Source organism: Duganella sp. P38 (assembly GCF_050859475.1).
Lineage (GTDB): Bacteria > Pseudomonadota > Gammaproteobacteria > Burkholderiales > Burkholderiaceae_D > Rugamonas.
Genome location: NZ_CP193936.1, coordinates 3,956,361 through 3,970,749 on the forward strand (window position 1 = coordinate 3,956,361; position 14,389 = coordinate 3,970,749).

Consider the following 14,389-nt stretch of genomic DNA (forward strand, 5'->3'; position numbering starts at 1 on the left):
TATTGCTTACGCGGCAGCCGCCTTGGTCAGCACGGTGCGGATGGTGCCGGCCAGGTCCTCGGCGGAGAACTTGGCCACATACGCATCGGCGCCGACGCCCTTGACGTGGTCTTCGTTGGTCTTGCCCGACAACGAAGAGTGAATCACCACAGGGATCTTGGCAAAGCGCGGGTCCTGCTTGACCAGGCGGGTCAGCGTGAAGCCGTCCATCTCCGGCATTTCCAGGTCGGTCAGGATCATGGCGACACGGTCGCTGATGCCCACGCCTTCGGCCTTGGCGCCTTCGGCGATGGCTTGCAGGCGGTCCCATGCCTCCTTGCCCGACTTGGTCATGATGAAGTGGGCGCCCATCGCTTCCAGGCCCTTTTCAATCAGATTGCGCGCGACGACCGAATCGTCGGCGGCGAGGATGACAGCGCCCTGTTTGAGCAGCACTTTCGGTCCGATGGTTTCGGGATCGACATCCTTGCCTTCCGGCGGCACCAGTTCGCGCAGAATGGTTTCCACGTCCAGCACCTGCGCCAGACGGGTGTTCTGCACGTCGCCGTCGACGCGGGCGATACTGGTGACCTTGCCGCCGGCCGTGCCTTCGGCAGTCAGCACCTGGCTCCAGTCCAGGCGCACGATTTCATCCACTGACTCGACCGCGAACGCTTGCGTGGTGCGCGCGAATTCAGTGACCAACATAATATTCAGACCGGTTTTTGGGGTCACACCGACGATGCCTGGCAAATCCAGCACCGTGATGATTTGCCCGCGAAGGTTCACAACACCCAACATGTGTGGCGGGGACCCGGCCACGGCAGTTACTTCGGGCATTGCTACGATTTCGCGGATTTTGAAGACGTTAATACCGAACAACTCCGAATGTTCGCCATTGGCGTCGCCGCCCAGGCGGAACAGGAGGAGTTCGAATTTGTTGGAGTTGGTCAGGTTGCTACGCTCATCAACTTCCTGTTGAACAGATTTCATGGATATCGTCTCCTTCGGTGGTCCGCTACCAGTATAACGTTTGCAACGCGGAAGATGTTGTATTGGAGAACGATAAACAACAAAAAAGGCGGCCCGCGGGCCGCCTTTTTCCAAGAATAGCTCACTACCAATGTGCTATTGAATTCTGGAGCGGGAGAAGAGTCTCGAACTCTCGACCTCAACCTTGGCAAGGTTGCGCTCTACCAACTGAGCTACTCCCGCAGAAGGCATGCAGTATGCCAGAAAAATTGGGATTCCGCCAGTGCCATAGCTCAACTTCTTACCGAACTTCCAATAGTGTAAGCTTAGTCCGTTTTGGTATTCACGTAGGAAAAGGAAGTTAATGGATTCAATCGAAGTCGTGCTGATCATGTTGCTGGCGGTGGTCGCCAGCGCTTACCTGCGCAAAGTGCTGCCCGGCGCGATACCGCTGCCGCTGGTGCAGATCGGCCTGGGCGCGCTGATCGCCGCCAAGTCAACCCATGGCGTGGACCTGGACCCGGAGCTGTTCTTCCTGGTGTTCCTGCCGCCGCTGCTGTTCCTCGACGGCTGGCGCATCCCCAAAAGCGGCCTGCTGCGCGACAAGGGCACCATCCTCGAGCTGGCGCTCGGCCTGGTGGTGTTTACCGTCATCGGCGCCGGCTTCCTGATCCACTGGCTGATCCCGACCGTGCCGCTGGCGGTGGCGTTCGCGCTGGCGGCGATCGTCTCGCCGACCGACCCGATCGCGGTCAGCTCGATCACCGCCTCGACGCCGATCCCGAAACGGCTGATGCACATCCTCGAAGGCGAATCGCTGCTGAACGACGCCTCCGGCCTGGTGTGCTTCCGCTTCGCGGTGGCGGCGGCGATGACCGGCGCCTTCTCGCTGCAAAGCGCCGCCCTCACCTTCGTCTGGGTGGTGGTGGGCGGCATCGGCGCCGGCGTCGGCGTCACCATGCTCATCACCTGGGTGCAGCGCTGGCTGACGCGCCACTTCGGCGAGCCGCCAGGTTCGCCGATCCTGGTCAACCTGCTGATTCCGTTCGGCGCCTACCTGGTGGCCGAGCGCCTGCACGCCTCCGGCATCCTGGCGGCGGTGGCGGCCGGCATCACCATGAGCTATGTGGAACTGAGCGGCCACGCGATGGCCAGCACCCGCATCCAGCGCTCGGCCGTATGGGACACGGTGCAGTTCTCGCTGAACGGCGTGATGTTCGTGCTGCTCGGTGAACAGCTGCCGGAAATCTTCCGCCTGGCCGGCGCCTCGCTGGAGGAAAGCGGCCATATGAACCGCTGGTGGCTGCTGGTGTACGCGCTGGCCATCACCGCCGGCCTGCTGGCGCTGCGCTTCGCGTGGGTGTGGGCGTCGCTGCGGCTGACCATCTTCAAGCAGAAATACCGCCACCAGCCGCGCCACAAGATCAATCCGCGCCTGCTGCTGGCCACCACGCTGGCCGGCGCGCGCGGCACCATCACGCTGGCCGGTGTATTGACGCTGCCGCTGGCGCTGCCGAACGGCGATCCGTTCCCGGCGCGCGCGCTGACCATCTTCCTGGCCTGCTCGGTGATTCTGCTGTCGCTGCTGATCGCCAGCGTGGCCTTGCCACGCCTGCTGGCCGGCATGACCTTCCCGGCCGAGCCGGAAGAACAGCAGGAAGAAGACCTGGCGCGCCGCGCGGCCGCCAACGCCGCCATCGCCGCCATCGAAAAAACCCAGGTCGAGCTGATGGAATCGGACGCCTGCATCGATCCGGATGTCTATCCGCAGGCGGCGGCGCGGGTCATCGCCTTCTACGAGCACAAACTGAAAGAGGTCGATCCGGAAAGCGAGCAAGCCTGGCGCAAGACCGATTATGCCGAGAAGGAGCTGCGCCTGGCGGCGCTGGCGGCCGAGCGCCGCACGGTGTTCGACCTGGCGCGCCACGATCACATCTCCGACGAAATCTCGCGCAAGCTGGTGCGCGAGATCGACCTGATGGAATCGCGCTACCGCTGACATGCCACGCTCCCGCACCCGCCTCCTGCTGATACTCGCGTGGCTGCTGTTCTGGGGCCTGATGGTCTCGACCGCCGTGCAGGACTTCATCCATGACGGCGGCCGCGAATACTGGAAGCCGGTGTTGTGGGAGACGTCGTCGGCGCTGACCTGCACGCTGCTGCTGCTGGCGCAGCGGCGCATGACGCGCCAGCATGACGCGCTGATATCGTCGCCGCCGCGCTGGTTCGCGCGCCAGCTGGCGTGGCTGCCGATGTACTGGCTGCTGTTCACGCCGGTGGCGTTCGGCATGCGCCATGCGGTGTACGCATTCAATGGCCAGGCCTACACCCACACGCCGTGGCCGGAGACTTTCCTGTACGAGAACGTGAAGATCACGGTCTTCTTCGCTCTTTTCACCGGCATCGTGTTCGGCCTGCTGTCCTTCCATGCGATGCTGGAGGAAAGGCTGCGCGCCGCGCAGGCGCAGGCCTCGTTGCGCGAGGCGCAGCTGCTGCGCCTGGGCCAGCAGATGCAGCCGCACTTCCTGTTCAACGCGCTCAACACGATATCGTCGCTGATGTACAGCGACGTGCAACGCGCGGACGCCATGCTGGTCCAACTGTCCGACGTGCTGCGCGCCACGCTCGATGTCGGCGAACGCCATCTGGTGCCGCTGGAAACCGAACTGCGCATCCTGCGCGGCTATGCGGCGCTGATGGCAGAGCGTTTTTCGGACCGCGTCAGCATCGGCTGGCATATCGACGAATCGCTGCTGGACTGTGACGTGCCTGTGATGAGCATGCAGCCGCTGTTGGAAAACATCTTCAAGCACACGGTGGAAAAACGCCGCCAGCCGACCGCCATTCGCATCTCCGCGCAACGCCACGGCGATGCGCTTGTGTTGCGGCTGGAGGACGACGCCGGCGCGCTGCCAACCGGCGGCGCATCGCCTGGCATCGGCGTGCGCAATCTGCGCGAGCGGCTCGACGCCCTGTATGCCGGCCGGGCGGCGTTTGCGCTGACGGCGCTATCGCCGGCCGGCGTGCGCGCCGAAGTGAGGCTGCCATGCGCATCCTGATCGTCGACGACGAGCGGCCCGCGCGCGACAAGCTGCGGCGCATGCTGGCGTCAGAACCGGACATTAGCGCCATCGGCGAGGCGCGCGATGGCGTGGAGGCGCTGGAAATGCTGCCCGCTTTCGCGCCGGACCTGCTGCTGCTTGACATCCAGATGCCGGAAGTCTCGGGCCTCGATGTCGCCGCCTCGCTGCCGGCGCCCACGCCGCTGGTGGTGTTCGTCACGGCCTACGACGAATACGCCATCCGCGCCTTCGACGCCAACGCCATCGACTATCTGCTCAAGCCTTACGACCAGCCGCGCCTGCAACGCGCCCTGCAACGCGCGCGCGAACGGCGCGCGGCGCAGCGCCCCGCCAGCGCCGCGCCGCTGCCCGCGGTCACGCAGTTGCTGATCCCGGAGCGCAGTGGCACGCGGGTGCTCAAGGTCGAGCAAATCCAGTGGATAGAAACCGCCGACAACTACGTTATCCTGCATACTGCCGACGGCAAACCGCTGATGCGCCAGACGCTGGCCGGGCTGCTGGAAAAACTCGGCCCGCGCTTCATGCGCTGCCACCGCCGCGCCGCCGTGCAACTCGACTGGGTCGCCAGCATCGTCAATCACGACAAGGGCGACGGCGAACTGCTGCTGCGCGGCGGGGCGCGGGTCCCGCTGAGCCGCCAGTACCGGGCCGAGGTCGCAAGCCGGCTGGCCGCTTGAGCAGCCACCGGCGCCCGGCCAGCCGCTGATGGCTACAGCGGGAACAGCTGCGTCGCGATAAAGTCCACAAACACGCGGATCTTCGACGGCAGGTGCCGGCTCGAAGGCCACAGCACATAGAACTCCAGCTCCTGCGTGACATGCTTGTCCAGCACCGTCACCAGCCGGCCGGCCCGCAGTTGCTGGCGCACGGCGATATCCGGCACATAAGCCAGGCCTGCGCCCTGCTCCGCCAGGCACACCTGCGGTTCCAGCGTGTTGGCGATGGCGCTGGCCGGCAGCCCTTGCGGTACGCCGTCCCATGGCCACATATCGAGCTTGCCCGTTTGCGGATAGCGGTACAGGATGCAGTCGTGCTTCAGCAAGTCCAGTCGCTTGCGCGGCACGCCTGCCCGTTGCAGGTAGTCCGGCGAAGCGACGACGATTCTGCGGCAGGCGCCGATGCGCCGCGCGGCCAGGCGCGAGTCGGCCAGTTGGCCGGTGCGGATGACGGCGTCGAAACCCTCCTCGATGACATCGACAAAACGGTCGGAGCAATCGATGTCCAGCGCGATCTCGCGATACAGGCGCTTGAAGTGCGCCAGCCGCGACATGAACATCGCGCCCACCGACGGTACGCTGATGCGCAGCCTGCCGCGCGGCGCACCTTGCGCTTGCAGCAGTTCCGCCTCGGCCGACTCCACCTGCGCCAGGATGTGGCGGCAGCGTTCCAGGAACAGCAGCCCTTCCGGCGTCAGGCTCACCGTCCGTGTCGAACGGTGAAACAGGCGCACGCCCAGCCGCGCCTCCAGCCGGCCTATCGATTTGCTGACCGCCGAAGCGCTCACGCCCAGCTGCTTGCCGGCCTCCGTAAAACTGCTTGCTTCGCCCACGCGCACGAACACGTTCAGGGCACTGAGGTTATCCACCTTTGATGACTCCGATGACACAAGTGTTGTGAACTATAGCCTATTTTTCATTGATCGATCTTTCGTCACACTACGGCTTTATCCAACGGAAGATCATATGAACGCATTACCGATGGGCGCCCTGCTCGCCCTGGCCACCGCCGGTTTTCTGGCCCTGCTCACGGAAATCATCCCGGCCGGCACCATCTCGATGATCGCCGGCGGCATGGGCATCTCCGAATCGATGGCCGGCCAGTTCATCACGCTATACGCCGTCGGCTCGCTGGTGGCGGCCATTCCGCTGACGGCGGCCACGCTACACTGGCGCCGCAAGCCGCTGCTGCTGGTCACGCTGGGCTGCCTGCTGCTGGCCAATCTGCTGACCGCCTTCGCCAGCCATCTGCCGCTGGTGCTGGCGGTGCGCTTTGTCGCCGGCGTCGCCGGCGCCATGATCTGGGCCATGGCCGCCGGCTATGCCCGCCGCATGGTGGCGGATCACCTCAAAGGCCGCGCGCTGGCGATCGCCGGCGTCGGTGCGCCGCTGGCGCTGTCGATCGGCGTACCGCTCGGCACCTTGCTGGGTGGGCACTTCGGCTGGCGCTTCGCCTTCATCATGCTGGCCGCGCTGACGCTGGCGGCCATGGTCTGGGTGGGGTTGGTGCTGCCGGATTATCCGGGCCAGACGGCCGCACGGCGCGCGCCGCTCACGCGGGTGCTGACGCTGCCCGGCGTGCGGCCGGTGCTGGCCGTATTGATGCTGTGGGTGCTGGCGCACACCATGCTCTACGCCTATATCGTGCCTTTCCTGGCGCCGCTGGGCATGGCCGGGCAAAGCGAAACGGTGCTGATGGCGTTCGGGCTGGCGGCGCTGGCCGGCGTCTGGCTGACCGGCATGCTGATCGACCGCCATCTGCACCGGCAGGTTTTATTGAGCCTGGGCGGGTTCGCGCTGGCAGCCCTGATGCTGGGCGTGGCAGGCGGGTCGACGCAAGCGATCTACGTGGCGGTGGTGTTGTGGGGCGTGTCGTTTGGCGGCTCGCCGGCGTTGCTGCAAACGGCGCTGGCGGAAGCGGCCGGCGACCATGCGGACGTAGCGCAATCCATCCTGGTCACCAGTTGGAACAGCGCCATCGCTGCCGGCGGCGTGGCCGGGGGCGTGTTGCTGGACAAGGCGGGCGTGACGGCGTTCCCGTGGTCGCTGCTGGCACTGTCCGCCGCAGCGATGCTGCTGGCCTGGCGCGCCGGCCAGCACGGCTTCGGCCGCGCGGCAGACGGCTTGCGTAGTACGCGGGCTAAAGGCGCCGCTGACGGCGGCGTGCCGGACACTCAGGCCGAGGGCTGCCGCTGACGGCGGCTAGCCAGCGCGCCCATCAGCAGCAGGCCGGCGCCGAGCATGGCGTAGGTTTCCGGCTCAGGCACCGCAGCCACTTGTTGCAGCGTATCGATACTGGCCTCGAACCGCACAAAATTATCGCCGTGCTGCCACAGCAACTGCAGCGTGCCGTCGAAGTCCCCCAGCGACAGCGCGGATGGCAGCGCCACACTGTTGAACGTGTTGTGGCCGTTCTTGCCGATCAGGGTGATTTGGCCTTGCTGCTCGATGCCGCCGTCAATGTTGTATGCGTACAGATACAACGCGTCGTTATGCCCCTCGCCTGCCGCATGGTAGTTTCGGATGTCGATGGTGGGCTGCAACAATGAATCAGCGGCGTTGGCACCAGGCGCAAAACTGTAGCCGGTATTGGCACTGAACGTCAGACTGGTATTCAGACTGTTATACGTCTTGCTATCGAAGTCGGTGCCGGACTGGCTAACATCCGGTGGCGTCGACAGATCGTAATAGAAGACGCCGCTGATTTTAGTGCCTTGCGCCAGCGCCGGGATGGCGCCAAGGTCGCCACCGGTCTGCGCCGTACTGCCGGTGGCAGTGAATTCAAACTTGACCACCTGCGCTTGACCGACACCGGCCAGCAGCACCAGCGCCATGCCGGACAGCATTTTTCCTGCGTTGATCCATTTCATTTTTATCCCCTGGTCTTGTTAAAAACGGAAACTCATTGTAGCAACGAAATGGTCTTTTGATGTATTTTTGTATATTGTTTATTGCAAGCTTCCGACTCGCCCCACGCCGCTCCCGTTTCGCCCCATGACGCTCGACCAGCGCCGCGCCGCTGGTTAATCTTGTGGCATCGAAAAGGAGCCCGCAATGAACCACCAACGCCTGTATTTCTTCGACTGGATACGCATCTTCGCCTTCTGCCTGTTAATCCTCTACCACACCGGCATGTATTACGTGACGTGGGACTGGCACGTGAAAAGTCCTTTTGCCAGCAGCGCCATCGAACCACTGATGATACTTTCCTCGCCATGGCGGCTGGCGCTGCTGTTCATGATTTCCGGCGTCGCCACCGCCTTCATGCTGAAGCGGATGCGCGTGGGCGCGCTGCTGCGGCAGCGCAGCTGGCGCTTGCTGGTGCCGCTGCTGTTCGGGATGTTCGTCATCGTGCCGCCGCAGGCGTATTTCGAAATCGTCGAGAAGATCGCCTATCAGGGCGGCTATCTTGAATTCATGCGGCACTATGTCAGCGCCTACAACGGCTTTTGCCGCGGCGACGACTGCCTGCGCCTGCCGACCTGGAATCACCTGTGGTTCGTTGCCTACCTGTGGGCTTACACCATGATCGGCGGATTGATCGCCTGGCTGCTGGGCGCCCGCGTTGACGCCGCCAGCGCGGCGCTGGACCGGCTGCTCAGCGGCTGGCGCATCGTCGTGCTGCCGGTGCTGGTGCTGGCCATCGCCCGCTACGCGCTGGTCGACCGCTTCCCCGCCACCCACGCGCTGGTCGACGACTGGTACAACCACGCGCATTACTTCTTCCTGTTCGCCCTGGGCGCGCTGATGGCGATGCAAGGCGGCTTCTGGGCGCGCGTCGAGGCGCAGCGCTGGAGCAGCCTCGGGCTGTGGCTGTGCAGCTGGGCGCTGGTGGTGATCTACTGGTCGATCCCTGACGCGCTGGCCAATACGCCCGCCGTGCAGCAATGGAAGCCGGTCATGCGCGCCGTGTATTGCGTCTGCCAGTGGAGCGCGATCCTGACCATGTGCGGCTTCGGCCGCCGCCACCTGAACTTCGACAGCGCAGCGCGCCGCTACCTGACGGAGGCCGTGTTCCCGGTCTACATCCTGCACCAGACGCTGATCGTCGCCATGGCCCACTGGCTCAAACCGGTGAAGCTGGCGCCGACCGTCGAAGGCGTGTTCCTGGTCGTGCTCACCTTCGGCGTCAGCTTCGGCGTGTTTGAAGCGGTGCGCCGCATCGCCGTATTGCGGCCGCTGTTCGGGCTTGGGCCGCTTACTTCACAAACGTCAGCGTATGCTGCGCGGGCCCCGGCAGCAGCGGCGACTCCCGCCCGGTGAGCCAGTCGGTGCGGCCATCGAGGAAGTACGGCGACAGCGGATGGCCGCTTTGCCCGCCCGGCATGTTGAAGATGCCCTGCTCTTCGCGCCCCGGCGATACCGTCAGGCGTTCCGACTGGCCGAAGGTGGGGCCGGCCACGCGCGGCATGTGCTGGTCGCCGGCCAGCATGTCCGGCGCCACTTTCAGATACTTGCCCAGCAGCGGAATGGCGGACGCCATCGGATGCGCGCTGGCCGCCGTATTGCGCTGCCCCCAGGTGGCGTTCTTCAGCGGCTGGCCGTCCCTGGTCAGGTCGGCGATCACGCGATCCAGCGCCGCCAGTTGCAGTTCCTGCCAGTTGGCGTATTGCGGCGGCAGCCAGCCGTCCGGCTGCTGGTCCAGCACGCGCGCCAGCACCACCGGCCAGCGCGACGTGACGCTGGCGATGGAGGCTTTCGGGTCCACCTTCGCCAGCTCCGCGTTGGCGTTCTCGTAGATGATGTCGTACAGCGCATACATAAAGCCGCGCGTGATGCGGTAGCCGGCCGAGTCCACGCTGGCCCTGCCGGTCCAGTTATCCTTCAGCAGCGCCAAGGCCTCGTCGCGCGGCGCGTGGCCGGCGACCGCCTTCGCATCCAGCGCGGTGATGGCGCGCTCGCGCCAGGCGGCGAGGAATACCGCGCGGTCATCGAGGCCGATGGCGTAGACCTTTTTCACGTCGGTCTTCGCGCCCAGCGCCGCCAGGCTGTCGCGCACCTGATGCGTGCGCGCGCCAAGATCGAAACCGCCGTCGCCTATCAGTGCCGCACCGGCGCCGGACAGCTGGCGGCTGTTGGCGGTGGCAATGTGGCCATCGGCGGGATTCACGATCCTGGGATATTCCGAGGCCGGCAGCCAGCCTTGCCACAGGCCCGCCGCGTCATAGGGCTTGAGCGGATAGGTCGATGCGCTGCCGGTGGCGGCGCGGCGCGGCAGCGGGCCGGCGATGGTCCAGCCGATATTGCCGCTGCTGTCGCCGCCGACGAAGTTCTGCGCCGGTATGCCCAGCGTCGGCGCGATGGCAAGCGCCTCGTCCAGCGTATCGGCCAGTTCCAGCTTGCCCACGTTCAGATTGACCGCGCCCGGCAGATGCGCCGCCCAGTGCACCGCGTAGCTGCGGCCGCGCACTTCCCGGATCGGTCCACGCGGGGTTTCGCGCACGGCGAGCTTGTACGCCGGAGCGCCTTTCACCAGGATGGTTTCGTCGTGGGTGACGATTTTCTCCTTGCCGTCGATCTCGATCAGGTCGAGATAGTCGCCATAGCTGTTGGTGAAGCCCCAGGCGACATGGCCATTGCTGCCCACCACGATAAACGGCGTGCCAGGCAGCGTAACGCCGACCATGCGGCGCTGCCCGCCCTTCCCGTCCGGGAACTGCAAAACGGCGCGATACCAGATGGCCGGCAGCTGTATGCCGAGATGCATATCGTCGGCGATGATGGCGGCGCCGGTGTCGCTGCGGCTGCCCGCCACCGCCCAGTTGTTGCTGCCTACGGTGTGGAGGAAATCCGCTTGCGCCACCTTGGCCGGCGACGGTGCGTCGGCGCTTTTCCGCTTGCCCCACCATGCCGGCGGCGCGGCCGGAATCACCACTTCGGCGGCGGCGATGGTGTGCGCATCGAGCGGCGCGTCCCATGGCGTCGAGTCGGGTGCGAGGAAGGCGCGCTGCGTCTCGTCGGTATTATCGCGGAACCAGCCGCGCGCCAGCTCGCGCGTTTCCAGGTTGCCTTGCAAATCGAAATACATGGCCCACACGGCCAGCAGCGTATCGGCCGGCGACCACGCGCGTGGCGGCAAGCCGGCCAGCGCGTATTCAAAAGGACGGGTGCTCAGCGCATTCAGGCCGTCGTTGACGCCGGCCGCGTAGCGTTCCAGCAGCGCGCGCTCCGCCGCCGGCAGCGCTTTCACAGCCAACTCCGCGCGGGCGCGGAAGCGATGCAGGCGGTGTGACTTGTCGATCGCCAGCGCCCGCTCGCCGAACAGCTCCGACAGCTCGCCGGCCGCCACGCGGCGCAGCAGGTCCATCTGGAAGTAGCGTTCCTGCGCATGCACGAAACCGGTGGCATACGCCACGTCGGCGCGGCTGCCGCCGCTGATGACCGGCACGCCGTGCGCGTCGCGCGCAACGCTGGCGGTGGCGTCAAGGCCGGCCGCCTGGCGGGCGCCGTCAAGCTGCGCAAGGCTGCCGCGCAAATACAGCCAGGCGGCGCCTATCGCCAGTACCAGCAACACCAACGCGGCGATCAGTATCCGCTTGGACCACACCAGCACCCGGCTCTTTTGCATAGCATCCCCGTTGTTACAAGATTCATATTGCCCATAGTGCCAGAGACACGGGCGACGGGCAATCGCCGGCATGCATTAAAAATGCGCCATGGACGCCGTTTAATGTTAGAGTAAGAACAACACGACTACGCGGCCGCCGCGCCGTCCCACGCCATGTTAGCTGCGCCGATCCCTCCGTATGACAAAGAGCGCGTCGCCGCCCTGCGCCAGATGCTGATCCTGGATACGCCGCCCGAAGAACGCTTCGACAAGGTGGTGCAATTCGCGGCGCAGGAGTTCGATGTGCCCATCGCGCTGATTTCGCTGCTCGACGAGAACCGGCAATGGTTCAAAGCCAGCGTCGGCGTGGATATCTGCGAGACCGGCCGCGATATCTCTTTTTGCGGGCATGTGATCCTGCAGCCGGACCTCTTCGTCATCAATGACGCGCGCAGCGACGAGCGCTTTGCCGACAATCCGCTGGTCACCACGCCGCCGCATGTGATCTTCTATGCCGGCGCGCCGCTGCGCATACCGTCCGGTTTCGTCATCGGTACGCTATGCATTATCGACCACGAGCCGCGCACGCTGGACGCCACTGAAATGGCGATCTTCACATCTTTGCGCGACCTGCTACTGGAAGAATTATCCAATCGTCCGGAGGCACTCCATGCCTGACGCACCATCCGGCAATGTCAACATGCTGCTGGTGGAAGAACAGCCGCTGCTGCGCAAGACCGTCTCAATGACGGCGCGTTCGCTGGGCATCGGCACCGTGCACGAGGCGGCCAGCGTGGAGGCGGCGGAGCGCCTGCTGCGCGAGCGCCCATTCCATGGCGCAGTGATCTCGATCGATTGCGGCGCCAATCCCGGCTGTTTTTACAACCTGGCCTTGCTGGACAAGGTCCGCAACGGCATGTCGGCCAGCGCGGCGAGCATTCCCATTGCGGTGATGGTGGACCAGGCCACGGCGGACCTGATGCGCGAGCTGCGCGACCGCCACATCAACCGCGTCATCCTCAAACCCTTCCGCGCCAAAATCCTGCTGGAAGCGTTTGAATCCTTTGGCGCGGCGCCCGCGCAAGGATAGGCAAGACACGGGGCTGCGGCACCGGCGCGCGCCATGGCGCGGCACGCTCAGTAAATTTCGCGCGCGACCTCGCGCACAGACTTGAGCAGCAGCTCCGCGCCCGGCGAAAGAATGTGGCCGTCGACGGTGATGATGCCGAAAGCGTCCATGCGGCACGGCAGCTCGATCGGCAGGATGTTGAGCACACCCTGCGATTCGTAGTATTTGGCCACGGCGATCGGCATGACGTTGAGCGCGTCGGTTTGCTGCAACAGCGGTTTAATCAGCAGCACCGCCGTGGTGTCGACCACGTTGACAGGCACTTCCAGCCCCGCGCGGCGGAACATCAGTTCGCAGCGCGCGCGCAGGATCGAGCCTTGCGGCGGCAGTATCCACGGCTGGTTGGCGATGTCGCGCAGTTGAAGGTTCCTGGACTTCATCAACGGATGGCCGACGCGCACCACGGCGCACGCCGGCTCGTCGCCCAGTTCTTCGTAGCTCAGCCCCTGCGCGCTTTCGCGTTCCGGAATGCGGCCGATCATGAAATCCAGGCGGCCGCGCTGCAACTGCTCCAGCAGCACGTTGGACAGCTCCATCTCGACGCCGATGCGCAGCTTCGGCGCCTGCTGCTTGGTGCGGGTAATGGCGTTAGGCAGCAGCGCGATCCCTGGCGTCATGATGGTGCCGATGTCCACCTGCCCGGTCAGCCCGGCCTTGATGGCGACGATGTCCTCGTGCGCCAGCGAGAGGCTGGTCAGCGCCATGCGGGCGTGGCGTATCATCGTCTCGCCGTAAATGGTCGGCTCCATGCCGCGCGGCAGGCGGTCGAACAGCTGCACGCCCAGCATCTCCTCCAGGTCCTTGAGCTGCTTGGACGCGGCGGGCTGCGTCATGTGCAGCTCCTCGGAGGCGCGGTGAATGTTGCGTTGTTCGTCCAGCGCGATCAGCAGCAGCAGCTGGCGCGTTTTCAGGCGCGCGCGCAGGAACCAGTTCGGGTTTGTATCCATACTCAAATGATATCATGTTAGATATTGATTTTTACTCAATATCGCAGTTTTCAATATCACTTGCACGCAGCGCTAGGGTTGGCCGCAGGGCCTTCCTTGGTCTGCTTGATGAACGGAATGGTGCCGTCGGCGTTGTACTGGAACTCCTCCACCGCTACCGAACGGCGATACTCGCCGCCGCCCGGCAGTTTGGCGTTGTGGTAGAAGATGTAGTTCTTGCCGTTGAATTCCACGATGGCCTGGTGGATGGTCTTTACCTTGTCGTTCTTCGACATGATCACGCCCTGGTACTTCCATGGGCCGATGGCGCTTGGGCCGGTGTAGTACGCGGTCTCCTCCGGGAAGTCGCGCGAGTACGACAGGTAGTAGGTGCCCTTGTGCTTGTGCAGGTACGGCGCCTCGGTGAAGCGGTCCATGCCCACGGTGTGGATCGGGCCATCGAATTCGATCATGTTCGGTTTCAGCTTGGCGTACTTCATCACCGTGTTGCCCCAGTAGAGGTAGGCCTGGCCGTCGTCGTCGATGAACACGCCCGGATCGATATCGTCCCAGGCGATCGGCGCTTCCAGCGTCATGTCGTTGGTGACCAGCGCCGAGCCGCGCGCGTCGACGAACGGGCCTTCCGGCTTATCGGAGACGGCAACGCCGATGGCGCGGCCTGGGATCTTGGCGTGATCGACGGTGGCGTAGAAATAGTATTTGCCGTCACGCTTGGTGATGTCGGCCGCCCAGGCGTCCACCTTGCCGATCGCCCATTTGAACGCCGACGGCTGGATCGGCGAACCACGGTCGGTCCAGTTCTTCATGTCGCAGCTGGAGTACATGCGCCATTCCTTCATCACGTAGTCCTTGTCGGTTGGCGATGCCTGGTCGTGGCCGACGTACAGGTAGACGGTGCCGTTTTCAACAAACGCCGCCGGGTCGGCGGTGAACAGATTCGGGAACAGCGGGTTGGCCGCGTGGGCGGCGCAGGCCAGCAGGCTCGCCGCGGCGAACATCAGACTTTTTTCAAGGTG

At 64.7% G+C, this 14,389-nt stretch carries 13 protein-coding genes and 1 tRNA gene; 7 read left to right on the forward strand and 7 right to left on the reverse strand.

Annotated features, from left to right (window positions below; genetic code table 11):
- Positions 1-6: 6 nt before the first annotated feature.
- Both ACRQ5J_RS18390 and ACRQ5J_RS18395 read right to left on the reverse strand, forming a co-directional pair.
- Positions 7-972: a chemotaxis protein gene (locus ACRQ5J_RS18390; RefSeq protein WP_432378707.1), complete on the reverse strand. Its 966-nt coding sequence runs from the start codon at positions 970-972 to the stop codon at positions 7-9.
- Between the two features lie 146 nt (positions 973-1,118).
- Positions 1,119-1,194 (reverse strand) — tRNA-Gly (locus ACRQ5J_RS18395).
- 121 nt (positions 1,195-1,315) lie between these two features.
- On the opposite strand from ACRQ5J_RS18395, the gene ACRQ5J_RS18400 reads away from it, so the two are divergent.
- Genes ACRQ5J_RS18400 through ACRQ5J_RS18410 form a run of 3 tightly spaced genes read left to right on the forward strand, consistent with a single transcriptional unit; the run spans position 1,316 to position 4,711 of the window.
- Entirely contained in the window at positions 1,316-2,950 is a 1,635-nt protein-coding gene (locus tag ACRQ5J_RS18400; protein ID WP_432378708.1) for a Na+/H+ antiporter, read from the forward strand.
- A gap of 1 nt (position 2,951) precedes the next feature.
- On the forward strand, positions 2,952-4,010 hold the full coding sequence (locus tag ACRQ5J_RS18405) for a sensor histidine kinase (protein WP_432378709.1): 1,059 nt from the start codon (positions 2,952-2,954) through the stop codon (positions 4,008-4,010).
- Positions 3,998-4,711: a LytR/AlgR family response regulator transcription factor gene (locus ACRQ5J_RS18410; RefSeq protein ID WP_432378710.1), complete on the forward strand. Its 714-nt coding sequence runs from the start codon at positions 3,998-4,000 to the stop codon at positions 4,709-4,711. Before ACRQ5J_RS18405 ends, ACRQ5J_RS18410 begins: the two co-directional genes overlap by 13 nt.
- A 32-nt stretch (positions 4,712-4,743) precedes the next feature.
- Here the strand turns inward: ACRQ5J_RS18410 and ACRQ5J_RS18415 are convergent, their stop codons facing one another.
- Entirely contained in the window at positions 4,744-5,619 is an 876-nt protein-coding gene (locus ACRQ5J_RS18415; RefSeq protein ID WP_432378712.1) for a LysR family transcriptional regulator, read from the reverse strand.
- Positions 5,620-5,716: 97 nt separating this feature from the next.
- Between ACRQ5J_RS18415 and ACRQ5J_RS18420 the strand changes: the two genes are divergently transcribed.
- Complete coding sequence (locus tag ACRQ5J_RS18420) at positions 5,717-6,946, forward strand: MFS transporter (RefSeq protein WP_432378713.1); 1,230 nt, start codon at positions 5,717-5,719, stop codon at positions 6,944-6,946.
- On the opposite strand, the gene ACRQ5J_RS18425 is transcribed toward ACRQ5J_RS18420, so the two are convergent.
- Positions 6,925-7,596, reverse strand: a complete 672-nt coding sequence (locus ACRQ5J_RS18425; protein ID WP_432378715.1) for a PEP-CTERM sorting domain-containing protein — start codon at positions 7,594-7,596, stop codon at positions 6,925-6,927. The genes ACRQ5J_RS18420 and ACRQ5J_RS18425 overlap by 22 nt on opposite strands.
- Before the next feature lie 208 nt (positions 7,597-7,804).
- Here ACRQ5J_RS18425 and ACRQ5J_RS18430 point away from each other — a divergent pair, with 208 nt between their 5' ends.
- On the forward strand, positions 7,805-9,013 hold the full coding sequence (locus ACRQ5J_RS18430; RefSeq protein WP_432378717.1) for an acyltransferase family protein: 1,209 nt from the start codon (positions 7,805-7,807) through the stop codon (positions 9,011-9,013).
- Here the strand turns inward: ACRQ5J_RS18430 and ACRQ5J_RS18435 are convergent.
- Positions 8,949-11,318 (reverse strand): penicillin acylase family protein, encoded by a 2,370-nt coding sequence (locus tag ACRQ5J_RS18435; protein WP_432378719.1) that lies wholly within the window; start codon positions 11,316-11,318, stop codon positions 8,949-8,951. The two genes, ACRQ5J_RS18430 and ACRQ5J_RS18435, sit on opposite strands and share 65 nt — an antisense overlap.
- Positions 11,319-11,471: 153 nt before the next feature.
- Here ACRQ5J_RS18435 and ACRQ5J_RS18440 point away from each other — a divergent pair, with 153 nt between their 5' ends.
- Positions 11,472-11,975 (forward strand): GAF domain-containing protein, encoded by a 504-nt coding sequence (locus tag ACRQ5J_RS18440; protein ID WP_432378720.1) that lies wholly within the window; start codon positions 11,472-11,474, stop codon positions 11,973-11,975.
- A complete protein-coding gene (locus tag ACRQ5J_RS18445; RefSeq protein WP_432378722.1) occupies positions 11,968-12,387 on the forward strand; it encodes a response regulator in 420 nt (139 codons plus the stop codon). The genes ACRQ5J_RS18440 and ACRQ5J_RS18445 overlap by 8 nt, the downstream gene beginning before the upstream one ends.
- Positions 12,388-12,434: 47 nt before the next feature.
- Here ACRQ5J_RS18445 and ACRQ5J_RS18450 read toward each other — a convergent pair whose 3' ends face one another.
- On the reverse strand, positions 12,435-13,373 hold the full coding sequence (locus ACRQ5J_RS18450; RefSeq protein WP_432383682.1) for a LysR family transcriptional regulator: 939 nt from the start codon (positions 13,371-13,373) through the stop codon (positions 12,435-12,437).
- Positions 13,374-13,429: 56 nt separating this feature from the next.
- Positions 13,430-14,371 (reverse strand): glycoside hydrolase family 43 protein, encoded by a 942-nt coding sequence (locus tag ACRQ5J_RS18455; protein ID WP_432378724.1) that lies wholly within the window; start codon positions 14,369-14,371, stop codon positions 13,430-13,432.
- Between the last annotated feature and the right edge of the window lie 18 nt (positions 14,372-14,389).